The sequence below is a fragment of the Pseudomonas sp. RT6P73 genome (assembly GCF_054897715.1).
The window spans coordinates 3,462,664-3,487,437 of sequence record NZ_JBUBUV010000002.1 but is presented as its reverse complement, the minus strand read 5'-3'; the positions used below and the strand labels follow the sequence as shown (position 1 = coordinate 3,487,437).

General features: G+C 59.1%; 21 protein-coding genes. 13 read left to right on the top strand and 8 right to left on the bottom strand.

The features are described from left to right. Positions 1 to 63: 63 nt before the first annotated feature. Together lpxH and ACYZT6_RS16585 are read right to left on the bottom strand one after the other, a co-directional pair. A complete protein-coding gene (lpxH, locus tag ACYZT6_RS16590; protein WP_462027830.1) occupies positions 64 to 816 on the bottom strand; it encodes a UDP-2,3-diacylglucosamine diphosphatase in 753 nt (250 codons plus the stop codon). Continuing rightward, positions 813 to 1,319, bottom strand: coding sequence for a peptidylprolyl isomerase (locus tag ACYZT6_RS16585; protein WP_415768223.1), 507 nt, complete (start codon positions 1,317 to 1,319; stop codon positions 813 to 815). The genes lpxH and ACYZT6_RS16585 overlap by 4 nt, the downstream gene beginning before the upstream one ends. 276 nt (positions 1,320 to 1,595) lie before the next feature. Here ACYZT6_RS16585 and ACYZT6_RS16580 point away from each other — a divergent pair, with 276 nt between their 5' ends. Together ACYZT6_RS16580 and cysS are read left to right on the top strand one after the other, a co-directional pair. Then, entirely contained in the window at positions 1,596 to 3,296 is a 1,701-nt protein-coding gene (locus ACYZT6_RS16580; RefSeq protein ID WP_462027829.1) for a glutamine--tRNA ligase/YqeY domain fusion protein, read from the top strand. Between the two features lie 17 nt (positions 3,297 to 3,313). Then, complete coding sequence (gene cysS / locus ACYZT6_RS16575; RefSeq protein WP_461974926.1) at positions 3,314 to 4,696, top strand: cysteine--tRNA ligase; 1,383 nt, start codon at positions 3,314 to 3,316, stop codon at positions 4,694 to 4,696. Positions 4,697 to 4,908: 212 nt separating this feature from the next. Here the strand turns inward: cysS and ACYZT6_RS16570 are convergent, their stop codons facing one another. Further along, positions 4,909 to 6,741, bottom strand: a complete 1,833-nt coding sequence (locus tag ACYZT6_RS16570; protein ID WP_462027828.1) for a sigma-54-dependent Fis family transcriptional regulator — start codon at positions 6,739 to 6,741, stop codon at positions 4,909 to 4,911. A 464-nt stretch (positions 6,742 to 7,205) separates the two neighbouring features. Here ACYZT6_RS16570 and ACYZT6_RS16565 point away from each other — a divergent pair, with 464 nt between their 5' ends. From ACYZT6_RS16565 to ACYZT6_RS16540, 6 genes are read left to right on the top strand one after another with little or no spacing between them, the layout of a single operon-like run. Continuing rightward, positions 7,206 to 8,300, top strand: a complete 1,095-nt coding sequence (locus ACYZT6_RS16565) for an ABC transporter ATP-binding protein (RefSeq protein ID WP_462027827.1) — start codon at positions 7,206 to 7,208, stop codon at positions 8,298 to 8,300. Next, positions 8,300 to 9,415, top strand: a complete 1,116-nt coding sequence (locus ACYZT6_RS16560) for an ABC transporter ATP-binding protein (RefSeq protein ID WP_462027826.1) — start codon at positions 8,300 to 8,302, stop codon at positions 9,413 to 9,415. Before ACYZT6_RS16565 ends, ACYZT6_RS16560 begins: the two co-directional genes overlap by 1 nt. Next, positions 9,412 to 10,278 (top strand): carbohydrate ABC transporter permease, encoded by an 867-nt coding sequence (locus ACYZT6_RS16555; protein ID WP_131062346.1) that lies wholly within the window; start codon positions 9,412 to 9,414, stop codon positions 10,276 to 10,278. Before ACYZT6_RS16560 ends, ACYZT6_RS16555 begins: the two co-directional genes overlap by 4 nt. 8 nt (positions 10,279 to 10,286) lie before the next feature. Next, on the top strand, positions 10,287 to 11,087 hold the full coding sequence (locus tag ACYZT6_RS16550; protein ID WP_462027825.1) for a carbohydrate ABC transporter permease: 801 nt from the start codon (positions 10,287 to 10,289) through the stop codon (positions 11,085 to 11,087). 10 nt (positions 11,088 to 11,097) lie between these two features. After that, the gene (locus tag ACYZT6_RS16545) at positions 11,098 to 11,370 is read left to right on the top strand and encodes a DUF2160 domain-containing protein (RefSeq protein ID WP_109629387.1); all 273 of its coding nucleotides are present in this window, start codon (positions 11,098 to 11,100) and stop codon (positions 11,368 to 11,370) included. Between the two features lie 48 nt (positions 11,371 to 11,418). Continuing rightward, positions 11,419 to 13,161, top strand: coding sequence for an ABC transporter substrate-binding protein (locus ACYZT6_RS16540; protein ID WP_462027824.1), 1,743 nt, complete (start codon positions 11,419 to 11,421; stop codon positions 13,159 to 13,161). An 81-nt stretch (positions 13,162 to 13,242) separates the two neighbouring features. Here ACYZT6_RS16540 and ACYZT6_RS16535 read toward each other — a convergent pair whose 3' ends face one another. Both ACYZT6_RS16535 and ACYZT6_RS16530 read right to left on the bottom strand, forming a co-directional pair. Continuing rightward, on the bottom strand, positions 13,243 to 14,649 hold the full coding sequence (locus ACYZT6_RS16535) for a heavy metal sensor histidine kinase (protein WP_462027823.1): 1,407 nt from the start codon (positions 14,647 to 14,649) through the stop codon (positions 13,243 to 13,245). After that, entirely contained in the window at positions 14,646 to 15,320 is a 675-nt protein-coding gene (locus ACYZT6_RS16530) for a heavy metal response regulator transcription factor (protein WP_462027822.1), read from the bottom strand. The genes ACYZT6_RS16535 and ACYZT6_RS16530 overlap by 4 nt, the downstream gene beginning before the upstream one ends. A 400-nt stretch (positions 15,321 to 15,720) precedes the next feature. Between ACYZT6_RS16530 and ACYZT6_RS16525 the strand changes: the two genes are divergently transcribed. The 5 genes from ACYZT6_RS16525 (at position 15,721) to ACYZT6_RS16505 (ending at position 22,209) form a co-directional block, all read left to right on the top strand. After that, entirely contained in the window at positions 15,721 to 16,977 is a 1,257-nt protein-coding gene (locus ACYZT6_RS16525; protein WP_462027821.1) for a TolC family protein, read from the top strand. Between the two features lie 49 nt (positions 16,978 to 17,026). Beyond that, positions 17,027 to 18,220, top strand: a complete 1,194-nt coding sequence (locus ACYZT6_RS16520; RefSeq protein ID WP_462027820.1) for an efflux RND transporter periplasmic adaptor subunit — start codon at positions 17,027 to 17,029, stop codon at positions 18,218 to 18,220. A gap of 26 nt (positions 18,221 to 18,246) precedes the next feature. Beyond that, positions 18,247 to 21,399 carry a CusA/CzcA family heavy metal efflux RND transporter gene (locus tag ACYZT6_RS16515; protein ID WP_462027819.1) on the top strand — a complete coding sequence of 1,051 codons (3,153 nt, stop codon included), beginning with the start codon at positions 18,247 to 18,249 and terminating at the stop codon, positions 21,397 to 21,399. Positions 21,400 to 21,597: 198 nt separating this feature from the next. Beyond that, the gene (locus tag ACYZT6_RS16510) at positions 21,598 to 21,798 is read left to right on the top strand and encodes a co-regulatory protein PtrA N-terminal domain-containing protein (RefSeq protein ID WP_462027818.1); all 201 of its coding nucleotides are present in this window, start codon (positions 21,598 to 21,600) and stop codon (positions 21,796 to 21,798) included. 78 nt (positions 21,799 to 21,876) lie between these two features. Beyond that, the gene (locus ACYZT6_RS16505) at positions 21,877 to 22,209 is read left to right on the top strand and encodes a DUF2790 domain-containing protein (RefSeq protein ID WP_462027817.1); all 333 of its coding nucleotides are present in this window, start codon (positions 21,877 to 21,879) and stop codon (positions 22,207 to 22,209) included. A 165-nt stretch (positions 22,210 to 22,374) separates the two neighbouring features. Here ACYZT6_RS16505 and ACYZT6_RS16500 read toward each other — a convergent pair whose 3' ends face one another. From ACYZT6_RS16500 to ACYZT6_RS16490, 3 genes are all read right to left on the bottom strand, one after another. Beyond that, positions 22,375 to 23,700: an OprD family porin gene (locus ACYZT6_RS16500; RefSeq protein WP_462027816.1), complete on the bottom strand. Its 1,326-nt coding sequence runs from the start codon at positions 23,698 to 23,700 to the stop codon at positions 22,375 to 22,377. 178 nt (positions 23,701 to 23,878) lie between these two features. After that, positions 23,879 to 24,193, bottom strand: coding sequence for a helix-turn-helix domain-containing protein (locus ACYZT6_RS16495; protein ID WP_094468064.1), 315 nt, complete (start codon positions 24,191 to 24,193; stop codon positions 23,879 to 23,881). Beyond that, positions 24,183 to 24,533 carry a toxin gene (locus ACYZT6_RS16490; protein ID WP_403107776.1) on the bottom strand — a complete coding sequence of 117 codons (351 nt, stop codon included), beginning with the start codon at positions 24,531 to 24,533 and terminating at the stop codon, positions 24,183 to 24,185. Before ACYZT6_RS16490 ends, ACYZT6_RS16495 begins: the two co-directional genes overlap by 11 nt. Between the last annotated feature and the right edge of the window lie 241 nt (positions 24,534 to 24,774).

The following is a 24,774-nucleotide window of genomic DNA, read 5'->3' as shown; positions in this document are numbered from 1 at the left end:
TGGAGATCTGCTCCCTTTCCCCCTCTCCCCACTGGGGAGAGGGCTGGGGTGAGGGGGTGGTTCTCAGCCATTTGGCAATGCCAACTGTGGCGGCGTACCAAAATCAAACGGCGCCAACGCAAACCCTTGCTCATCCACCTGCAACGCCCAGCCCTGACGATCCCAATCCCCCAACACAATGCGCTTGGCGGCCTGTTCGCCAATCTGCAACTTGTGAATGGCCGGGCGATGGGTATGCCCATGGATCAAGGTCTTCACGCCATAGGCCTGCATGACCCGCGGCACTTCTTCCGGCGTGACGTCAACAATGTCATTGGCCTTCATCCGCGTCTGTGCCCGGCTTTCACTGCGCAGCTTGCGCGCCAGTTTATGGCGAGTGCGCAAGGGCAGGTGGCGCAGGATGAACAGGGTGATCGGGTTTCGCAGGTAGCGACGCAGCTTCATGTAAGCCTCGTCGCGGGTGCAGAGGCTGTCGCCGTGCATCAATAGCACCGGCTCGCCGTTGAACTGCACGACGCTCGGGTCTTTCAACAACGTGCAGCCGGCCTGTTTGCAGAAGGCCTGGCCCAGCATGAAGTCGCGATTGCCGTGCATCAGAAAAATCGCCGTGCCGCTGTCGCTAAGGGTGCGCAGGGCCTGGCAGATGGAACGCTGGAACGGCGTCATGGCATCGTCGCCAATCCACGCCTCGAAAAAGTCGCCCAGAATGTACAGCGCACTCGCCGAGCGGGCGCGTCCGGCGAGCAAATCCAGAAACGCCCGGGTAATGTCCGGGCGCTCCTCTTCCAGATGCAAGTCTGAAATCAGCAGTATCACGCTTCGATGATCTCGGCTTTCTCGATGATCACGTCTTCTGCTGGTACGTCCTGGTGGCCGGATTTCATGGTGGTGGAAACACCTTTGATCTTGTCGACAACGTCGGTGCCTTCAACGACTTTGGCGAACACCGCGTAGCCCCAGCCCTGAGTGGTCTTGGCGCTGTGGTTCAGGAAGCTGTTGTCAGCCACGTTGATGAAGAACTGGGCGGAAGCCGAATGCGGCTCCATGGTACGAGCCATGGCCACGGTGTACTTCTCGTTCGGCAGGCCGTTGTCGGCTTCGTTCTGGATGCTTGGGCGCTTGTCTTTCTTTTCTTTCATGCCTGGCTCGAAACCGCCGCCCTGGATCATGAAGTTACCGATGACGCGGTGGAAAACGGTGTTTTCGTAGTGACCGGCTTTGACGTACTCGATGAAGTTGGCAACGGTCAGCGGTGCCTTTTCAGCGTTCAGTTCCAGGACGATGTCGCCATGGTTGGTGGTGAGTTTGACTTGGGTCATGATCGTGGACTCTTTTAGGAGATGCGTTTTATATGAATTCGTGGGTTTCGGGGCGTCAAAGCCCCCAACCGGTCTGGCCAGCAACAGCCAAGGTGCGCAGTTTAGCGTGCCGGGCGCGAATTTCGAGGCTGTTTTTCATTTGCATCCGATTAAATGCAGCCGTTTTCGGGCCTGTACTGTCAGCGACTTGACGGCATCGGCTATGATAAGCCCCTTTGTTTTAACAGCCGCTTTGATTTGGCCAACTGGCCGCGCACTTGTACGTTCAAGGATCCTATGAGCAAGCCCACTGTCGACCCTACCTCGAATTCCAAGACCGGCCCTGCCGTGCCGGTCAATTTCCTGCGCCCGATCATCCAGGCGGACCTGGACTCGGGTAAGCACACGCAGATCGTCACCCGTTTCCCGCCTGAGCCCAACGGCTACCTGCACATCGGTCACGCCAAGTCGATTTGCGTGAACTTCGGCCTGGCCCAGGAATTTGGCGGCGTCACGCACCTGCGTTTCGACGACACCAACCCGGCCAAGGAAGACCAGGAATACATCGACGCGATCGAAAGCGACGTCAAATGGCTGGGCTTTGAATGGTCCGGCGAAGTGCGCTACGCCTCGCAGTATTTCGACCAGTTGCACGACTGGGCCGTCGAACTGATCAAGGCCGGCAAGGCTTACGTCGACGACCTGAGCCCTGAACAGGCCAAGGAATACCGTGGCAGCCTGACCGAGCCGGGCAAGAACAGCCCGTTCCGCGACCGCTCCGTAGAAGAAAACCTGGACTGGTTCGCCCGTATGAAGGCCGGTGAATTCGCCGACGGCGCACGCGTGCTGCGGGCCAAGATCGATATGGCCTCGCCGAACATGAACCTGCGTGACCCGATCATGTATCGCATCCGTCATGCTCACCACCACCAGACCGGTGACAAGTGGTGCATCTACCCGAACTACGACTTCACCCACGGTCAGTCGGACGCCATCGAAGGCATCACCCACTCGATCTGCACCCTGGAGTTCGAAAGCCACCGTCCACTGTACGAGTGGTTCCTCGAGAACCTGCCGGTTCCGGCGAACCCGCGTCAGTACGAGTTCAGCCGTCTGAACCTGAACTACACCATCACCAGCAAGCGCAAGCTCAAGCAACTGGTCGATGAAAAACACGTTTTCGGCTGGGACGATCCGCGCATGTCCACGCTGTCGGGCTTCCGCCGCCGTGGCTACACCCCGGCGTCCATCCGCAATTTCTGCGACATGGTCGGCACCAACCGTTCCGACGGCGTGGTTGACTTCGGCATGCTTGAGTTCAGCATCCGTCAGGACCTCGACGCGAACGCCCCGCGCGCCATGTGCGTGCTGCGTCCGTTGAAAGTCGTGATCACCAACTACCCGGAAGACAAGGTCGACAACCTCGAGTTGCCGCGTCATCCGCAGAAAGAAGAACTCGGCGTGCGCAAGCTGCCGTTCGCCCGTGAAATCTACATCGACCGCGATGACTTCATGGAAGAGCCACCAAAAGGCTACAAACGCCTGGAGCCAAACGGCGAAGTGCGTCTGCGCGGCAGCTACGTGATCCGCGCCGACGAAGCGATCAAGGACGCCGATGGCAACATCGTCGAACTGCGTTGCTCGTACGATCCGGAAACTCTGGGCAAGAACCCTGAAGGCCGCAAGGTCAAAGGCGTGGTGCACTGGGTGCCGGCTGCGGCCAGCATAGAGTGCGAAGTGCGTCTGTACGATCGCCTGTTCCGCTCGCCGAACCCTGAGAAGGCCGAAGACAGCGCCAGCTTCCTGGACAACATCAACCCTGATTCGCTGCAAGTACTCACTGGTTGTCGTGCCGAGCCTTCGCTGGCCCATGCACAGCCGGAAGACCGTTTCCAGTTCGAGCGCGAAGGTTACTTCTGCGCGGATATCAAGGACTCGAAACCGGGCGCTCCGGTATTCAACCGTACCGTGACCTTGCGTGATTCGTGGGGCCAGTGATTCAAGGAACCTCAAAAGTGCTTTCGATCTACAACACGCTCACCAAGAGCAAAGAAGTTTTCAAGCCGCTGGATGGCAACAAGGTGCGCATGTACGTCTGCGGGATGACCGTGTACGACTACTGCCACCTGGGCCATGGCCGCAGCATGGTCGCGTTCGACCTGGTGACCCGCTGGTTGCGGTTCAGCGGCTACGACCTGACTTATGTGCGCAACATCACCGACATTGACGACAAGATCATCAATCGGGCCAAGGAGAACGGCGAGTCGTTCGAAGCCTTGACCGAGCGCATGATCGCGGCGATGCACGAAGACGAGGCGCGCCTGAACATCCAGAAGCCGGACATGGAACCGCGCGCCACCGGGCATATTCCCGGCATGCACGCGATGATCCAGACCCTGATCGACAAGGGTTACGCCTACGCCCCGGGCAATGGCGACGTGTACTACCGCGTCGCCAAGTTCATGGGCTATGGCAAGCTGTCGCGCAAGAAGATCGAAGACCTGCGCATCGGCGCGCGGATCGAAGTCGACGAGTCGAAACAGGACCCGCTGGACTTCGTGCTGTGGAAAGGCGCCAAGCCGGGTGAGCCGAGCTGGGCTTCGCCATGGGGCGACGGTCGTCCGGGCTGGCACATCGAGTGCTCGGTGATGTCGACCTGCTGCCTCGGCGAGACTTTCGATATTCATGGCGGCGGCAGCGATCTTGAGTTCCCGCACCACGAAAACGAAATCGCCCAGAGCGAAGCGGCCACCGGCAAGACCTACGCCAACGCGTGGATGCATTGCGGCATGATTCGCATCAATGGCGAGAAGATGTCCAAGTCCTTGAACAACTTCTTCACCATTCGCGACGTGCTGGAAAAGTACCACCCGGAAGTCGTGCGTTACCTGCTGGTGTCGAGCCACTACCGCAGCGCGATCAACTACTCGGAAGACAACCTCAAGGACGCCAAAGGCGCACTCGAGCGTTTCTACCACGCGTTGAAAGGCCTGCCGAACGTGGCACCGGCCGGCGGCGAAGCCTTTGTCGAGCGTTTCACCCAGGTGATGAACGACGACTTCGGCACGCCGGAAGCCTGCGCGGTGCTGTTCGAGATGGTTCGCGAGATCAACCGTCTGCGTGAGAGCGATCTCGATGCAGCGGCGGGTCTGGCGGCGCGCTTGAAGGAACTGGCCAGCGTGCTGGGCGTGTTGCAGCTTGAGGCGGATGACTTCCTGCAGGCCGGTGCTGAAGGGCGGGTTGATGCGGCTGAAGTTGATGCGCTGATTGCTGCGCGTCTGGCGGCTCGTGCGGGTAAAGACTGGGCCGAGTCCGACCGTATCCGCGACCAGCTCACCGCGATGGGCGTGGTGCTGGAAGACGGGAAGGGCGGTACGACCTGGCGATTGGCTGACTGATTGCTGTGTTTGCTGCAAAACAAAACCCGCCTTGTGCGGGTTTTTGTTTTTTGGCAATTGGCGAGATTATGTGGTGTTTGATCTGGCGCCTTCGCGGGCAAGCCTCGCTCCTACAAGGTCGCGTACATAATATTGGCGTACGACGCGCCCCTGTAGGAGCGAGGCTTGCCCGCGAATGGTCTCAAGCCGAACACCACCATGCGGCTCACCCATTACTCAGCCTGGCGCAACCGCTTGTAGAGGGTATTGCGGCTAACCCCAAGGCGCCGGGCGAGGTGCGAGATATTGCCCCCAGCCGCCTGCAACTGCCGATTCAAATCCTCCACATCATTCAAATCCACCGCCAACGGCTCTGGCGAATCCACCGGTTCCATCTCCAGGTCCACAAAAAAATCATCCGGCAAATGCTCCGGCCGCACCGGTTGTTCCTCGGCCATGGCCAGAGCCACCTGCATCACGCTGCTGACCTGCCTTAAATTCCCCGGCCACGGGTGACGTCCAAACAACTCCATCACCTCCCGACTTAACCCGGCCCACTGCGATGGCTCGCGATGCTGTTCCCACAGGCGCTTGAACAGCGCCTGCTTGTCGCTGCGTTCCCTGAGTGGCGGTAATTCCAGGGTCAAACCGCCGATCCGGTAATAAAGATCCTCGCGAAACCGGCCTAACTGCACCTGCTCGCGCAACGAGCGGTTGGTGGCGGAAATGATGCGAATGTCCACTGGGAACAATTCGCTGCTGCCCACCGGTTGCACGCAGCGTTCCTGCAACACCCGCAGCAACCGCGCTTGGGTCGGCAACGGCATGTCGCCGATTTCATCAAGAAACAGAGTGCCTTTGTCCGCCTTGCGGATCAGCCCGATGCTGCCTTTCTGATTGGCGCCGGTGAACGCGCCTTTTTCGTAGCCAAACAGCTCGGATTCCACCAGTTCGGCGGGGATCGCTGCGCAGTTGACGGCGATGAATGACTGTTTGCTGCGGGAGCTGGCTTGATGCAAGGCTTTGACGAAGACTTCCTTACCGACTCCGGTTTCCCCGTGGATCAACAGCGGAATGTCTTTTTCCAGCAAACGCTCGGCCTGGCGCACGGCTTTTTCCACCCGACTGTCGCCGAAATGCAGGGTATTGAGGCTGATCGCAGCGGGCGCGGCAACAGCAGGTTCTACGAAGACGCGAGCATGAATCGGCACCTGTTTCGGCCGTTTCAACAGGCATTGGAAACGGTTGCGTCCAGAGGCTTGCAGCGCAAAAGGCAGGCCTTCCGGCTGGTTCAGCAATTCCAGCAACGACACCTTGAACAGGCTCTCGACACTGACCCGCGACAGGCTGATGCCCAGCAGATTGTCGGCCCGGCGGTTGGCCGACAGCACCTGACCGGTTTCATCGAAGATCAGCAAACCGGCCCATTGGCTGTCGAGGTTGTTCAGTCCGGTGTTGAAGGTCAGTTGGAAATGCTGGCCGTGAAAGAGGTTGAGGATCAGCCGGTTTTCCACGGTCTGACTCATCATCTTGACCATGCCGAGGGTGTGGGACGGTGGCAGGTAGCTGTCGCTGGACACGTCCAGCACTGCGATCACCTTGCGCTCGGCATCGAAAATCGGCGCGGCGGAACCGGTCATGAAGCGGTTGGCCTTGAGGAAATGTTCATCGTGCTCGATGTGCACCGCCTGCTCGCAGGCCAGTGCAGTGCCGATCGCATTGGTGCCGCTGCAACGCTCCATCCAGCTGGCGCCGGCGCTGAAACCGCGGGTCAGGCCCGGCTCGATAAAACGCTGGGTGCCCCAGGACGTCAGCACCTGGCCCTGATTGTCGGCGAGCATGATCAGGCAGTTGGAATTGCTCAGGATGTTCTCGTAGTACGGCAGGACTTCCTGATGCGTGGTCTGCACCAGGGAATGCTGGCTCTCCAGCAACTGGGCGATGCCCTCGGCCGGCAACTGGTCGAACGCCGGTGCGCTTTGATGATTGAGGCCGAACGCACGGCATCGGGACCAGGAGTCCTGGATGATGGCGTCGTGGGAGAGCGGCGAGGCAGGTACGGCCATGGCAGTCGATCTCTGAGCATTGTTATTTTTGTTATGAGTTAACGCGTTGTTTGTTTTTACGTGACGCCAGTGTCTGACGCCATCTTTGTAGCAGCTGGCGAAGCCTGCGTTCGGCGACGCAGTCGTCGTAAAACCTGTATGCGCGGTAATCCTGATACACCGCAGAGTCTGATTTTGCGACGACTGCGTCGCCGAACGCAGGCTTCGCCAGCTGCTACAGGATCGTGGTGAATTCGGATAATCGTGTCGCAAAACCCTCCGTAGAGTGTTGTTCACTATTGTTCATTGTCAACGGCTGGATTGTTCAATTGTTCAGTCGCTGTTGTTCATTTCTGTTCAGCAACGAACGCGGTTTTTCCTTCTTTCGAAGGATTTTCAAACCAGATCAACAGCTTGCAATTTTTGGCATGAAACTCGCTCTACTGCTCCGGTCGCTTGACTCCAAATAATAAAAAGGCCGAGCCATGTCATTAACCCTGGAGCACGTCAGCCGTACCGTCGAGGGCCAGACCTGGATCGACGATGCGTGCCTTAGTTTTGAACCCGGATCCTTCAACGTTTTGCTCGGGCGCACGCTGTCCGGCAAAACCAGTCTCATGCGCCTGATGGCCGGCCTGGACAAGCCCGACAGCGGCCGCATCCTGATGAACGGCGTCGACGTCACGCAGCGCCCGGTGCGCTTGCGCAATGTGTCGATGGTCTATCAGCAGTTCATCAATTACCCGACCATGACCGTGTTCGAGAACATCGCCTCGCCCTTGCGCCAGGGCGGTGTTTCCAATGAGCTGATCCAGAACAAGGTGCTGGAAACCGCCAAGATGCTGCGCATCGAGAAATTCCTCCAGCGTTATCCGCTGGAACTCTCCGGCGGCCAGCAACAGCGCACCGCGATGGCCCGGGCGTTGGTCAAGGATGCCGAGCTGATCCTGTTCGACGAGCCGCTGGTGAACCTCGACTACAAGTTGCGCGAAGAACTGCGTCAGGAAATGCGCGAGCTGTTCAAGGCCCGGCACACCATCGCCATCTACGCCACCACCGAACCCAACGAAGCCTTGGCCCTGGGCGGCACCACCACCATTCTTCACGAGGGCCGGGTGATTCAGAGCGGCAAATCCTCTGAGGTCTATCACCAGCCACAAACGGTGCTGGCCGCCGAATTGTTTTCCGAACCGCCGATCAACTTGATGCCGGGCCGCATCGCCGGCAACGAAGTGAGCTTCGCCAATTTCGTGCACTTTCCGTTGAACGTGGATCTGCGGCCAGTGGGCGAGGGTGAGTTCCGCTTCGGCGTGCGCCCGAGCCATATCTCGCTGGTGCCGAGCAACGACGATGACCTCGAGCTCGCGGTGACCGTCGAGGTGGCCGAGATCAGCGGTTCGGAAACCTTCCTGCACGTGCGCAACGAGCATTTCCTGCTGGTGCTGCACTTGCCCGGGGTCCACGAATACGACGTCGATGCGCCGATTCGCATCTATATCCCGACCCATAAACTGTTTGTGTTCGATGCGCAGGGGCGGCTGGTCCAGGCGCCCGGTCGCCGCATCGCGAGGGTTGCCTGATGGCCGAAATCCGTTTGCAGAACCTCGCCCACAGCTACACCAGCACGCCGACCGGCCCCGAGGATTACGCGATCCGCGAGATGGACCACGTCTGGGAGCAGGGCGGGGCTTATGCCTTGCTCGGGCCTTCGGGCTGCGGCAAATCGACGTTGCTCAACATTATTTCCGGGTTGCTCAGCCCGTCCCAGGGCCAGGTGCTGTTCGACAGCAAAGTGGTCAACGACCTGACCCCCGAGAAGCGCAACATCGCCCAGGTTTTCCAGTTTCCGGTGGTCTACGACACCATGACGGTGTTCGACAACCTGGCCTTCCCGCTGCGCAATCAGGGGATGGCCGAGGCGAAAATTCACAGCAAGGTGCAGGAAATCGCTGATGTCCTCGACCTTCAGGCGCTGCTGAGCAAAAAGGCGCGCAACCTCACCGCCGATGAAAAACAGAAAGTCTCCATGGGCCGTGGACTGGTGCGCGATGACGTCTCGGCGATCCTGTTTGATGAACCGCTGACCGTGATCGACCCACACCTGAAGTGGAAACTGCGGCGCAAGCTCAAGCAGATCCATGAGCAGTTCAACATCACCATGGTCTACGTCACCCACGATCAGCTGGAGGCTTCGACCTTCGCCGACAAAATCGCGGTGATGTATGGCGGGCAGATCGTGCAATTTGGCACCCCGCGTGAGTTATTCGAGCGGCCGAGCCACACCTTTGTCGGCTATTTCATCGGCAGTCCGGGGATGAACCTGATCGAGGTGCAGCCGCAACCGGGCGGCGTCGGGTTTGCATCGACGCATCTGCCGTTGTCCGACGCGCAACAGCAACGCATCGCCGAGTCGGAATGGAAAACCCTGAAGGTCGGCATTCGCCCTGAGTTCGTGCACGTGTGGGACGAGCCGTTCGATGACGCGATGCAGGCACACGTCATACACGTCGAAGACCTCGGCACCTACAAGATCATGACCCTGAACCTTGACGGCGCACCGCTCAAAGTGCGCCTGGCTGAAGACAAACCGGTGCCTGAGGGAACTGCCTGGATCAGCTTCCCGGCTCAGTGGCTGATGGTCTATGCCGACGATTATCTGTTGGAAGCGCAAGCCAATATCGGGGTGCAGCCATGAACAAGGTGCAGAACAACAAGGCCTGGTGGCTGGTCCTGCCGGTGTTTTTGCTGGTGGCGTTCAGTGCGGTGATCCCGATGATGACGGTGGTCAACTACTCGGTGCAGGACATCTTCGACCAGTCCAGCCGCTACTTCGTCGGCGCCGACTGGTACAAGCAGGTGCTGCTTGATCCACGCCTGCACGACTCGCTGCTGCGGCAATTCATCTATTCCGCCTGCGTATTGCTGATCGAAATCCCGCTGGGCATCGGCATCGCCCTGACCATGCCGACCAAGGGCCGCTGGTCGTCGCTGGTGCTGATTATCCTGGCGATTCCGCTGCTGATCCCGTGGAACGTGGTCGGGACGATCTGGCAGATTTTCGGTCGGGCCGACATCGGCCTGCTGGGTTCGAGCCTCAACGCGATGGGCATCAGCTATAACTATGCGGCGAACACCATGGACGCTTGGGTCACGGTGCTGGTGATGGACGTCTGGCACTGGACGTCGCTGGTGGCGCTGTTGTGTTTCTCGGGGTTGCGGGCGATTCCGGACGTGTACTACCAGGCAGCGCGGATTGATCGGGCGTCGGCCTGGGCGGTTTTCCGACACATCCAGCTGCCCAAGCTCAAGAGCGTGCTGCTGATCGCGGTGATGCTGCGGTTCATGGACAGTTTCATGATCTACACCGAGCCGTTCGTACTCACGGGCGGTGGACCGGGGAATGCCACGACCTTCCTCAGCCAGACCCTGACGCAAATGGCCATCGGGCAATTCGACCTCGGCCCGGCAGCGGCTTTCTCGCTGGTGTACTTCCTGATCATCCTGTTGGTGTCCTGGCTGTTCTACACCGCCATGACTCACTCTGACGCCAACCGCTGAGGTCTGCCATGAGTAAAAGAAAGCTCATTCCGCTGCTGATCTACATCCTGTTCCTGCTGGTGCCGATCTACTGGCTGCTGAACATGTCCTTCAAGAGCAACACCGAAATCCTCGGCGGTTTGACGCTGTTTCCGCAGGATTTCACCTTCGCCAATTACAAAGTGATCTTCACCGATCCTGCCTGGTACACCGGTTATCTCAACTCGCTGTACTACGTGAGCCTGAACACGATCATTTCCCTGAGCGTGGCGTTGCCAGCGGCTTATGCGTTCTCGCGTTACCGCTTTCTCGGTGACAAGCACCTGTTTTTCTGGCTGCTGACCAACCGCATGGCGCCGCCGGCGGTGTTCCTGCTGCCGTTCTTTCAGCTGTATTCCTCCATCGGTCTGTTCGACACGCACATCGCCGTGGCCCTGGCCCATTGCCTGTTCAACGTGCCGTTGGCGGTGTGGATTCTGGAAGGCTTCATGTCTGGCGTTCCAAAAGAAATAGACGAAACCGCCTACATTGACGGCTACAGTTTCCCCAAGTTCTTCGTAAAGATTTTTGTCCCGCTGATCGGCTCCGGTATCGGCGTCACAGCGTTCTTCTGCTTTATGTTTTCCTGGGTCGAGCTGCTGCTGGCACGAACCCTGACTTCGGTGAACGCCAAACCCATCGCGGCGGTGATGACCCGAACAGTCTCGGCGTCCGGCATTGACTGGGGTGTGCTGGCGGCGGCGGGGGTGTTGACTATCCTGCCAGGCATGCTGGTGATCTGGTTTGTTCGCAACCACGTGGCCAAGGGCTTTGCCCTGGGCCGGGTCTGAGGAGCTGATGATGGAATGGATGAGCTGGACTGTCCCCACGGCGGCGTTCTTCATCGCCATTGGCCTGATTCTGGCGGGCATGACGACCTGGGAATTACGTTCGCCGAGTGTCCCTCGGCGTGGTTTTCTGCCGATTGCCACCACCCGTGGCGATCGGTTGTTTATCGGTCTTCTCGGCAGCGCCTACCTGCATTTGCTGGTAATCGGCGTCACCGACTGGAGCATCTGGGTTGCGTTCGCGTTGTCCCTGGTGTGGCTGTTGGCTGTGATGCGTTGGGGCTAGTCGAAATCGATCGGCAATGTTGCTCCGAAACTCAAACAGGAGGTCTCTATGTTCGACAAAAACAATAAGCTGCGACATAGCATTTCATTGGCAGCCATGCTGGCACTCAGCGGTCTGAGCGCTTCGGCCTGGGCCGATGCCTATGAAGACGCTGCCAAGAAATGGATTGGCAGCGAGTTCAAACCGTCCACCCTCACGCCAGAGCAGCAGCTTGAGGAGTTGAAGTGGTTCATCAAGGCCGCCGAGCCGTTTCGCGGGATGAGCATCAAGGTGGTTTCGGAAACCATTGCGACCCACGAATATGAATCCAAAACGCTGGCCAAGGCGTTCACCGAGATCACCGGGATCAAGCTGACCCACGACCTGCTGCAGGAAGGCGACGTGGTGGAAAAGCTGCAGACCCAGATGCAGTCGGACAAAAACATCTATGACGGCTGGGTCAACGACTCGGACCTGATCGGTACGCACTTTCGCTACGGCAAGACCGAATCGATCACCGACCTGATGGCCAACGAAGGCAAGAACTTCACCTCGCCGACCCTGGACATCAAGGACTTCATCGGCATCTCGTTCACCACTGCGCCGGACGGCAAGATCTACCAATTGCCTGACCAGCAGTTCGCCAATCTGTACTGGTTCCGCGCCGACTGGTTCGAACGGCCAGAGCTCAAAGCCAAGTTCAAGGAAAAATACGGTTACGAGTTGGGCGTGCCGGTGAACTGGTCGGCCTATGAAGACATCGCCAAGTTCTTCAGCGAAGACGTCAAGGAAATCGACGGCAAGCGTGTCTACGGGCACATGGACTACGGTAAGAAAGACCCGTCCCTCGGTTGGCGCTTCACTGATGCCTGGTTCTCCATGGCCGGTGCCGGTGACAAAGGCATTCCCAATGGTTTGCCGGTGGACGAGTGGGGCATTCGTGTCGAGGATTGCCACCCGGTCGGTTCCAGCGTGACCCGTGGCGGCGACACCAACGGCCCGGCGGCAGTGTTTGCCACCACCAAATACGTCGACTGGCTCAAAGCCTATGCGCCACCGGAAGCGGCAGGCATGACCTTCTCCGAATCCGGCCCGGTGCCGTCCCAGGGCAACATCGCCCAGCAGATCTTCTGGTACACCGCGTTCACTGCCGATATGACCAAACCGGGCCTGCCGGTAATGAATGCCGACGGCACGCCGAAATGGCGCATGGCGCCATCACCACGCGGACCGTACTGGGAGGAGGGCATGAAGCTGGGGTATCAGGACGTGGGTTCGTGGACGTTTATGAAATCCACACCTGAGAAGCAGAAACTGGCGGCCTGGCTCTATGCGCAATTCGTGACGTCGAAAACCGTGTCGCTGAAGAAAACCATCATCGGCCTGACGCCGATTCGTGAGTCGGACATCAACTCGCAAGCCATGACCGACCTGGCACCGAAACTCGGTGGTCTGGTCGAGTTCTATCGCAGCCCGGCCCGCGTGCAATGGACCCCGACCGGGACCAACGTGCCGGACTATCCACGCTTGGCACAATTGTGGTGGAGCCACATCGCGGAAGCGGCCAGTGGCGAGAAGACCCCGCAACAGGCGCTGGATGGCCTGGCCAAGGATCAGGACGCGATCATGTCGCGCCTGGAACGCTCGAAGGCGCAAGCCACCTGCGCACCGAAAATGAACCCGGAGCGCGATGCTCAGTACTGGTTTGATCAGCCGGGTGCACCGAAGCCTAAGCTGGCAAACGAGAAGCCTAAAGGTGAAACCGTGAGCTATGCCGAACTGCTGAAATCGTGGGAGGCGGCGCGTAAGTAACCTGTTTGTGAAAAGCGAACGGCACCGCAAGGTGCCGTTTTTGTTTGTGCCTGAACCACTGCCATCACGGGCAAACCCGCCCTACATTGCATTGTCGACTTTCGGAAACCCCAGCCGAAACACCGTCATCGTCCCAGGCAAACTTCTAACCTCGGCCACCCCCTGATGCAGGCTCATGATCGAGCGCACGATAGCCAGCCCCAAACCGGTGCTGCCCTGCGCGCGCGCGCGGCTGCTGTCGACCCTGTAAAAGCGGTCGAACAGGTGCGGCAGATGCTGCGCTTCGATGCCCGCGCCGGGGTTGCTGACCAACAGCGAAACCTGGGTTGCGCCCTGTTCAATGAGCAGGGAAATCGTGTGCCCGGCCGGGCAGTGGCGCAGGGCATTGGACAGCAGGTTGGAGATCGCCCGTTGAATCATCAACCGATCGCCCGACACCCGCGCGCTGCCGACCACATTCAGGTTGATCCGCTTGTCCTGCGCCGACAGGGAAAACAGGTCGGCCACTTTCAACGCTTCATCTTCCAGAGCGATCAACTCGTACGGCGCAAGCGCCGCCGGGTGGCTGACCTGTGCCAGAAACAGCATGTCCGAGACAATTCGTGCGACGCGTTCCAGTTCTTCGGTGCACGACACCAACACGTTTTTGTACTCCTCAGCCGTTCGCTCCCGGGACAGTGTCACCTGAGCCTTGCCCATCAGGTTGTTGATTGGTGAGCGAAGTTCGTGCGCCAGGTCATCGGAGAACTGCGACAACTGCTGAACACCGCCGTCGAGGCGGTGCAGCATGAAGTTGATGCCCTGGGCCAGTTCGCTGAGTTCCTGGGGCATCCGGACCGCTGACAGGCGATGGCTGAGGTCTTGCGCCGAGACCATCGCTGCCACCTTGCGAAACTCGCGCAACGGCGCCAGCCCCCGTTGCACCGCCGCCCAGGCACTGAGGCCGATAAAAATCAGCAACAGCGGCAAGGCAATCAGCGTCGAGCGCAGGTAAGCGCTAAGCAGCGCCTGATCGTGGGCGTTATCCATCGATAGCAACACCGGCACGCTGCTGCCGTCCTTGAGACGAATCAACTTCGAGGCCGTGAGGAATTTCTTGCCTTCAGCGTCGGTGCTGTCGGAGTAGGTCAACTGATCGTTGGTGGCTCGCACGGCTTTCAGTTCAACCCGTGGATCAGTCAGGCCCGAGCCGGATTTAAGCAGTGGCGAGCGCAGGTTTGAGCGGTCATAAACCGTCAGCGTCAGGTTGTCATGCCCCATGACCTGATCGAGCAGGATGTGCGGCTTTCCACTGACTTCATTGGCATCGACGTACAGCGACAGGCTGTGCTCGACCTGGGCCATCTTCTTTTCCAGACTGTCCCGGGACAGCGCATTCAGCTCATGGGTCAGGGCGAAATACGCAAGGATCGCCAGAAACACCACCAACAGTGCGCCGAGAATACTCACCGTCAGACCCAGGCGCATCGACAGGCTCGCCGGCTTCATTCCCGCGCCTCCAGCACATAGCCGACACCGCGCAGGGTGTGGATCAACTTGTTGTCGAACGGGTCGTCGATCTTCGCCCGCAATCGACGGATCGACACTTCGACCACGTTGGTGTCGCAGTCGAAATTCATGTCCCACACCAGCGAGATGATCTGCGTGCGGGTCAGCACCTCGCCGGACTGGCGCATCAGCAGATGCAGCAGGGCGAATTCCTTGGTGGTCAGGTCGATGCGCTGCTCGCCACGAAAGGCGCGATGACGGCCGGGATCGAGTTCCAGGTCGGCGACTTTAAGTACCTGCGGCACCGGGATGTTTTCGCTGCGCCGCATCAGCGTACGCACTCGTGCCAACAACTCCGGGAACTCGAACGGCTTCACCAGATAGTCATCGGCACCCAGATCCAGGCCGCGAATCTTGTCGGCCAGACGCCCGCGTGCGGTGAGCATCATCACCCGTGTCGAGTGGGTGCGCCGCAGCTGTTCCAGCACGCCCCAGCCATCCAGTTCCGGTAGGTTGACGTCCAGAATCACCACGTCATACGCCTGCTGTTGCGCCAGATGCAAACCATCGGCACCGGTTGCCGCGTGGTCGACGATATAACCACTTTCCGTCAGACCCTGATGCAAGTATTCGGCAGCTTTAAGCTCGTCCTCGACGACAAGGATTCGCATGATTATCACCACTTTTATTTAATGGATATTTAATTAAGGTGGTCGGGAAAGTTGTTGTTTTTGTAAGGGCTTCCGGACTGGATTCAATAACTGAGTGGCGTGCACGGTAAAGGCTGAAGTGGCTACAGAGTCAACGGTTGAGGCCTTTAAATCGGCTGTCCGCGACAGCCTGTCGCAGCAAAAAGCTGAAATTCCCATGACTTTGATTCAGGCAAGTGCTGTTCAGCGGATAACTACCGTGTATTTGTTTCCATGTATTGCGGTAATCCCACTTGCACTTAGCATCCTAGAGCAAAACAACTTCCGCCACCGTGGATAACGGATTTGTAATGTTCCAGTCACCTTGTCGATAAGTTCAAAACTCTACCGTGGCGGCATTATTTAAAAAGGAACTCCTCCCTTGCCCGGTTTATTAGAACTGACGGCGCGATCGCGCCTGAAAAAGCGGTTTTTAATCGCCAGCAGCATGGCGTTGCTGGCCGGCGCGGGTCTTGCGCAAGCCTCGACCCTGACCCTCGACCAAGCCTTGCAAACAGCCTTCGCCGGCAACCCGGATCTGGCCGCCGCGCAGTGGGAAATCGGCATCGCCGAGGGTGATCGCAAACAGGCTGGTCTGATGCCTAACCCCGAAGTGTCGTGGGAGGCCGAAGACACCCGGCGCAACTCACGCACCACCACGGTGATGCTCAGCCAGCCGATAGAACTGGGCGGCAAACGCGGGGCACGGATCGACGTCGCCAGCCGTGCGCAGGATGCCGCCGGGATCGAGCTGGAGCGCAAGCGCAATGCCTTGCGCGCCGATGTGATTCAGGCGTTCAACAGTGCCCAAACGGCGCAGCAACGCTTGCAGTTGTCCCGCCAATCAATAGCGCTGGCCGAACACGGTTTGCGGGTGGCGAAGGGGCGTATCGACGCCGGCAAATCGTCGCCGGTCGAAGGCACGCGAGCGCAGGTGCAACTTTCCGAAGTGCGCCTTGAACTGAGCCGTGCCGAGCGCGATCAGGCCAACGCCTACCAACAATTGGCGCAGGTCATGGGCGCGTCGCTGCCAACCTCGACCACGGTGCAGACGGCCGCGCAAAACATGCCTGCCGTGCCGCCGCCCACGCGCTTGCTTGAACGCCTGAATGAGACCGCCGAGTTGCGTCTGGCCACGTTGCAGATCGACCAGCGCGAGGCATCTTTAGGGCTGGAAAAGTCCCAGCGTATTCCCGATCTCACCGTCAGCATCGGCAGCCAATACAGCGAAACCGAGCGCGAGCGGGTCAACGTGGTCGGGATGTCGATGCCAATCCCGTTGTTCAACCGCAATCAGGGCAACGTGCTGGCGGCAGCGCGACGCAGCGATCAGGCGCGGGATCTGCGCAACGCCACCGAGCTGCGTTTGCGCACGGAAATCCAGACCACTTTGGCGCAGTGGCAGACCGCTAATGGCGAAGTTCAGGCGTTCAATCAGACCATTCTGCCCGCCGCGCAAAGCGCGGTGGACAGCGCCACGCGCGGCTTCGAAATGGGCAAGTTCGGTTTCCTCGACGTGCTCGACGCCCAGCGCACCCTCATCAACGCCCGCAGCCAGTACATCCAGGCCGTCAGCGAAGCAACGGACGCCCGTGTACGCATCGAACGCATTTTCGGCGACCTCGCCGTCATCCCCTGAATTTCATCTTTTTGATCACTGCGCGATGGCCTGACGCAGAGGAGTTTCCATGGATAAAAAATTGATAGCGGTCGCTGCGGCGACCTTGGCTTTGGGCATCGGCATCGGTTCGATGTGGACCGGCAACGCGTCCATCGACGCGCACGCCGATGAAGCCTCTGAGCATGCCAATCACGCCGAAGAAGGCGCCGCCGCCGAGGGCGAGCATGCCGAAGAGGGGCACATTGAGTTGAGCGCCGAGCAGATCGCCGCGGCGGATATTCAGCTGGCCGAGGCCCGTGCGCAGGACATCAGCCTCGGGATGCCATTCCCCGGCGAAGTGCGCTTCGACGAAGACCGCACGGCGCACGTGGTGCCGCGTGTGCCGGGGGTGGTCGAGTCGGTGCAGGTCAACCTCGGGCAGGCGGTGAAAAAAGGTCAGTTACTGGCGGTAATCGCCAGTCAGCAGATCTCCGATCAGCGCAGCGAGCAGGCGGCTGCGCAACGGCGCCTGGCGCTGGCGCGTACCACTTACGAGCGTGAGCGCCGGTTGTGGCAGGACAAAATCTCTGCCGAGCAGGATTTCCTCCAGGCCCGGCAAGCGCTGGAAGAAGCAGAAATCGCCGTGAACAATGCCCGGCAGAAAATCAGCGTACTCAGCGGCAGTGTCGTCGCCAGCGGGGGCAATCGTTATGAGCTGCGTGCGCCGTTCGACGGCGTGGTGGTGGAAAAACACCTGACACCGGGGGAGGTGGTCGACGAAACCAGCAACGCCTTCACACTTTCGGACCTGTCCCGGGTGTGGGTGACGTTCGGTGTTTCGCCCAAGGATCTGAACAAGGTGCAGGTGGGCAAACCGGTCACCGTCAGCGCCCCGGAACTGAACGCCGAAGTCGCCGGCACCGTGTCCTACGTCGGCAGTTTGCTGGGAGAACAGACGCGCACCGCGACGGTTCGGGTGACCCTGGCCAACCCGCAAGGCGCGTGGCGTCCCGGGTTGTTTGTGACCGCACTGGTCGCGACCGACAGCCGACAAGCGCGGGTCGCTGTGCCCGAAACCGCGATCCAGACCGTGGAGGACAAACCCACGGTATTCGTGCGCACCGCCGACGGCTTCAAGGCGCAGCCGGTGGAGTTGGGCAGTCGCGCGGCCGGTCACGTGGAAATCACCCAAGGGCTGGAGTCCGGTATGCAAGTCGCCGGCGCCGGCAGCTTCATTCTCAAATCGGAACTGGGTAAAGCCTCGGCTGAACATTCCCACTGATCCGCAATCTCGACGAGAAGGTTCTCATGTTCGAACGCCTGATTCAGTTTGCCATTGAGCAGCGCATCATCGTGCTGCTCGCCGTTCTGCTAATGGCCGGCCTCGGCATCGCCAGCTACCAAAAGTTGCCTATCGACGCCGTGCCGGACATCACCAACGTCCAGGTGCAAATCAACACCGGCGCGGCCGGGTTCTCACCGCTGGAAACCGAACAGCGCATCACCTTCCCGATTGAAACCGCGATGGCCGGCTTGCCGGCGCTGGAACAGACCCGTTCGCTGTCACGTTCGGGGTTGTCGCAGGTCACGGTAATTTTCAAGGACGGCACCGATCTGTTCTTTGCCCGGCAATTGGTCAACGAGCGTTTGCAGGTCGCCAAAGAACAATTGCCCGAGGGCGTTGAAACACTGATGGGGCCGATTTCCACCGGTCTGGGCGAGATATTCCTGTGGACGGTGGAAGCGCAGGAAGGCGCGCTCAAGGATGATGGCAGTGCCTACACGCCCACCGATCTGCGGGTGATTCAAGACTGGATCATCAAGCCACAGTTGCGCAATGTTCCCGGTGTCGCCGAGATCAACACCATTGGTGGGTTCGCCAAGGAGTATCAGATCGCTCCCGACCCGAAACGGCTGGCCGCCTACAAGCTGACGTTGACCGATCTGGTGACGGCGCTGGAGCGCAACAATGCCAACGTCGGTGCCGGTTACATCGAGCGTAGTGGCGAGCAGTTGCTGATTCGTGCGCCGGGTCAGGTGGCGAGCACCGAGGACATCGCCAACATCGTCATGGCCAATGTCGATGGCACGCCGATCCGGGTAAAGGACGTCGCGGCCGTGGACATCGGCCGCGAGCTGCGTACCGGCGCCGCCACTGAAAACGGTCGCGAAGTCGTGCTCGGTACGGTGTTCATGCTGATCGGCGAAAACAGCCGGTCAGTTTCCCGGGCGGTGGCCGCCAAACTCGAGCAGATCAACCGCTCCTTGCCCAAAGGCGTGATCGCCGTTCCCGTGTATGACCGCACGCACCTGGTGGACAAGGCGATCGCCACGGTGAAGAAGAACCTGGTGGAAGGTGCGATTCTGGTGATCGCGATTTTGTTCCTGTTCCTCGGCAACATCCGTGCGGCGCTGATTACCGCGATGGTGATTCCGCTGTCGATGCTGTTCACTTTCACCGGCATGTTCAGCAACAAGGTCAGCGCCAACCTGATGAGCCTCGGCGCGCTCGACTTCGGCATCATCGTCGATGGCGCAGTGGTGATCGTCGAAAACACCCTGCGCCGATTGGCCCACGCGCAGCAGCATCACGGGCGCTTGCTGACCCGTTCCGAGCGCTTTCACGAAGTGTTTGCAGCGGCGAAAGAGGCGCGCCGACCGCTGATTTTCGGCCAGTTGATCATCATGGTCGTGTACCTGCCGATCTTTGCCCTGAGCGGAGTCGAAGGGAAAATGTTCCACCCCATGGCGTTCACCGTGGTGATTGCGCTGTTGGGGGCCATGTTGTTGTCGGTGACCTTCGTCCCTGCGGCCATCGCACTGTTTGTGACTGGCAAGATCAAGGAGCAGGAAGGTGTGGTGATGCGCGGTGCACGTCGGATGTACGCGCCGGCGCTGACCTGGGTAATGAGCCACCGGGCGCTGGCCGTGGGCATGGCGCTCGGGGTGATTGCGCTCAGTGGTGCAGTGACCAGCCGCTTGGGCAGCGAGTTTGTACCCAGCCTCAGCGAGGGCGATTTCGCCCTGCAAGCCTTGCGTGTGCCGGGTACCAGCCTCACGCAATCGGTGGACATGCAGCAGCGACTGGAAACCCTGATCCTCGCCAAAGTGCCGGAAGTCGAGCGTGTCTTCGCTCGCACCGGCACCGCCGAAATCGCTTCCGATCCGATGCCGCCAAACATCTCCGACAGCTACGTGATGCTCAAGCCCAAGGAGCAATGGCCGGATCCGGGCAAATCCCGCGAAACCCTGATGGCCGAATTGCAAAAAGCCGCCGCGACGCTGCCGGGCAGCAACTACGAACTGTCCCAGCCGATCCAGTTGCGCTTCAACGAGCTGATTTCCGGCGTGCGCAGTGACGTGGCGGTAAAAGTGTTCGGTGATGACATGGCCGTACTCAACGCCACGGCGGCAAAGATCGCCGCCGCCATGCAGAAGGTCAACGGTGCGTCCGAGGTCAAGGTCGAGCAAACCACCGGCCTGCCGGTGCTGACGATCAACATTGATCGCGAAAGGGCGTCGCGTTACGGGCTCAACGTCGGCGATGTGCAGGACACCATTGCAGTGGCGGTCGGTGGGCGTCAGGCCGGAACGTTGTATGAGGGCGACCGGCGTTTCGACATGGTAGTGCGACTGTCCGATGCCATGCGCAAGGACATCGAGGGCTTGTCGGCGCTGCTGATTCCGGTGCCGGCGCCGCTCAACGGCAGTGCCGGTCAGATCGGCTTTATCGCCCTCAAGGAGGTCGCCAGCCTCGATCTGGTGCTCGGGCCGAATCAAGTCAGTCGCGAAAACGGCAAGCGTCTGGTGATCGTCAGCGCCAACGTCCGTGGGCGCGATATTGGCTCGTTCGTCAAAGAAGCCGGCGCTGCGATCGAGCAGGGTGTCGAGATTCCGGCCGGTTACTGGACGAGCTGGGGCGGGCAGTTTGAGCAATTGCAGTCGGCGGCCAAGCGGCTGCAGATCGTGGTGCCGGTCGCCCTGTTGCTGGTGTTCGGTCTGCTGTTCATGATGTTCAACAACCTCAAGGACGGCTTGTTGGTGTTCACCGGGATTCCGTTCGCGTTGACCGGTGGCGTCATGGCGTTGTGGTTGCGTGACATTCCCCTGTCGATTTCTGCAGGCGTCGGATTCATTGCGCTATCGGGCGTGGCAGTGCTCAACGGTCTGGTGATGATCGCGTTCATCCGCAATCTTCGGGAGGAGGGGCGCTCACTTGGCGAAGCGATTACCGAAGGTGCACTGACACGTCTACGACCTGTGTTGATGACGGCGCTGGTGGCGTCATTGGGCTTCATTCCAATGGCCCTGGCGACGGGCACAGGGGCTGAGGTACAGCGTCCGCTGGCGACTGTGGTAATTGGCGGGATTTTGTCTTCAACGATTCTGACGCTGCTGATATTGCCTGCGCTGTATCAGCTGGCGCATCGCCGTGAGGAGGACTTAACACCCGCTACATAGTTCTTCCCTGTGGGAGCGAGCCTGCTCGCGAAAGCGGTGGGTCAAGTAACAATGATGGTGAATGTTATTGAGTCATCGCGAGCAGGCTCGCTCCCACAGGTTTTGTGCCACATAACGGATATGTAATTTGCCCGCCACCATGGCGATAGGTTCGGATTGTTACCCTGATTCCGTTAGTTAATTAAACGAGGAATCAATATGAAATTTGCACAAGTGAGTGCGTTTGCGGCGGCGTTGATGATGTCTTCTCTGGCCATGGCTGAAGGCGGCGGCGACAGAACCTTCAAAAAAATGATGGCGTCCAATGACCGCTCGATGGAGCTGTTCGTCGCCAAAGAACAGGCGCGTGATCCTGTCGTCACAAATGAAAAAAAGGGGGGCAAGACCCAAGACTTGTAAGCGTGCCGCACTTGAACAAGCCCGTCATCGAGTGCTGATGATGGGCTTTTTTATGAGTCTGTTTTGAGGGTAGAGGCTATGAAATTGATCAAGTCGATTGTGTTCACCGGGGTGATGGCGATGTCCCTGAATGTATTTGCTGAAGGCGGCGGTGACAGGACATTCGAGAAAATGCTCAGTGCCAACGCCACAGCCATGGAGCAATACGCCGCCGACCGGGGCAAGCGCGCGCCGGTGGTTAAAGACTATGAATACGGGATGAAACTTGATGTGGTCAAGGTAGTGAGCGTTGTGCGGCCGGCGGCGGCATGTGCTGTGGTGCCCACCGCCATGACTTATGAAGATTCACAGGGGCAACTGAATACAATCAAGTACAGCGTGGCGGGGGATTGCCGTCAGCGCGGTGGTTGAGAAATGTGATAGTCCAATAGCCCGGTTCATGTTGAATGAGTCGGGTTTTTTATGGGGGTTGTCTGGCGGGGTCAAAAAAAAAGGCGCCCCGAAGGACGCCAAAGGATTCACCTCTTACCAAAGGAGCAAGGAGCTTCTAAAGGTGAATGTGCATCAACAGAGAAGTCAGAGAATGGCCAGCGGGTATTCGACAATCACTCGCACTTCATCCAGGTCCGACTCGAACGCGGTGGCGCGGGTATTGGCCTGACGCAGGCGCAGTGACATGTCTTTCAACGAGCCGCTCTGCACCACGTATTTGACTTCGATGTCGCGCTCCCAGCGCTTCTGGTCGGTCAGCGGATTGCTGTCGGCACCGCGGCGCATGTACACGGCGTTGGCGTTGGAATAGTCGGCGTCGGTGCCACGGGCGTAGCGGGTCATGAATGACAACCCCGGCACGCCGTAGCTGCTCATGTCGAGGTCGTACCGCACCATCCAGGAACGCTCCTTGGGCGAGTTGAAGTCGCTGTACTGAATGGAGTTGTCGAGGAAGATCGAATCGGACTGGCGCAGATAATCGAAGTCGTCATTGCCGTTGTTGCGCTGGTGCGAGAGGGCCACGGAGTGCGCGCCAAGCTTCACGCCGATCCGACCGCTCCAGATGTTGTTGTCGAATTCGCCAAGCAACTGTTTGCCTTCGTCGACAGCCTTGTAATAGTTCAGGCCGCCGAACAACGACAGGTCATCCGACAGCGGGTAAGTCCAGGCGCTGCCTGCGTAGTATTGATTCCAGGCATCCTTGAGACGACTGGAATACAGACTGAAGCTGAGGTTGTTGTTGAGTGCGTAGTCGCCACCGAAGTAGCCAATCCACGGCGAATTGACCGGGCCCGCGTAGAACGTCGCGAAGTTTTCGCGCATGTTGCTGGAAACCGGTTGGCTCATCGCATGCAGGCGACCGCCCTGTACTGACAGGCCTTCGATACTGGTATTGGTGGCCGTGACACCCCGGAAGCTTTCCGGCAGCAGCCTGGAGTCGCCCGCCGCGACGACCGGGTTGGCGGGAAAGACATCGCCCACTTTAACCACCGTATCAAAGGCCCGCACTTTCGCGGCGCCCCCGACCTTGGTGTATTCGTCCCGCGCCTGACCTTCACTGTTGACCGGCAGTACGTCAAACGAACTGCGGCCTCCGTTGCGGCCGTCACCGGTATCAAGCTTCAACCCGATCATCGCAAACGCATCGACACCCACCCCGACTGTGCCTTGCGTAAACCCGGATTCAAACTTGCTGATGATGGCGTGGGCCCAGGCTTCGGAATAACCGTTGCCGGTGGGACTGGACTGGCCGTCACGGTGATCACGATTGAAGTAGTAGTTGCGGTTGAGCAGCGTCAGGCTGCTGCCCTCGATAAACCCCTCGGCTTTATCTTCCGCAAACACCAGGGTCGGCCCCGAACCGACCACCACGGCTAAAGCCGCCATCGACATTTTTGTATTGTTAACCATCAAGCACTCCTTGGGATCGGCAGAACTGGAACGTTCTTCGGCGTGGGTTTTATTGTTCGACGGGAGGGCTGGGCCCACCCGCGTGGTCGCCGGGTGACATCGTTGCAATCTGCGGATAACGCCAAGGTGATGGGGTTATTACAATTTCGTCATGTGCGCGGGTACAGCGCGCGGCGACTCAAGTCAGCGCCGCGAGCTGTTCGATGGTCTGCGGAAAACGCTCAACCAGACGGATCAGTGTCGTGGCTTGGGCATTGGGTATTGCCCGTCCCTGCTCCCAGTTCTCGAGGGTTCGGGTGTTGGTGCGCAGATACATCGCAAATACAGACCGGGAGAGGTTGAGCTGTTGGCGGATGGCTACCACTTCCTCTGCAGTGATGGGCACCAGTTTTGGCAACTGAACCTTGTGGGTTCGCAAAGTGATTTTGCCTTGGCGCTCATCCGCCAGGGCTTCGAGGCCATCCATCAGTTCGGAAAAAATGTCACGTTTCATAGTGGGATCTCGTATTGATTTCTCTTTCCAGCGCTTGTCTGAAAATTTTTTTCTGGGAGGGCGACAGGTCGTCTTGCTCGTTTTTGTTGTACACGGTGAACAGCCAGAATTGATCGAAGCCTGACCACCAGTAATAAATCACCCGTAATCCGCTGCGCTTGCCCTTGCCTCGTCGTTGATCGCAGAAGCGGATTTTGCGCAGCCCACCGGTGTCCTCAATGAGATCGCCCGCTTCCGGATTCCTCAGCAACTCCAGTTGAAAGCTGCGAAACAGATCGTCATCCAGGTAATCGTCTCGATGTTTCTGAAACATACGTAATTCGATAAAAAGAGCATCCATGTTCTGTACGCTACCTACGTATAGTGTTGTCTCGATAATCGAATTGGTCAAGGCATCGAAGCCATCCTTTTCGTTCCCGATTTCAACGGTAGACGCCGGTTGTAAAAACACCTGTAGGACAAGTCGACCCGTGCGGTGAGAGCATTCGACATAATGTTGGGTGAACTGGCGATGAACAAGGCGTTGGATACGTCGACCCCGCTGGCTGATCAGCGGGACTGAGAAGACACAAAAAACGCGG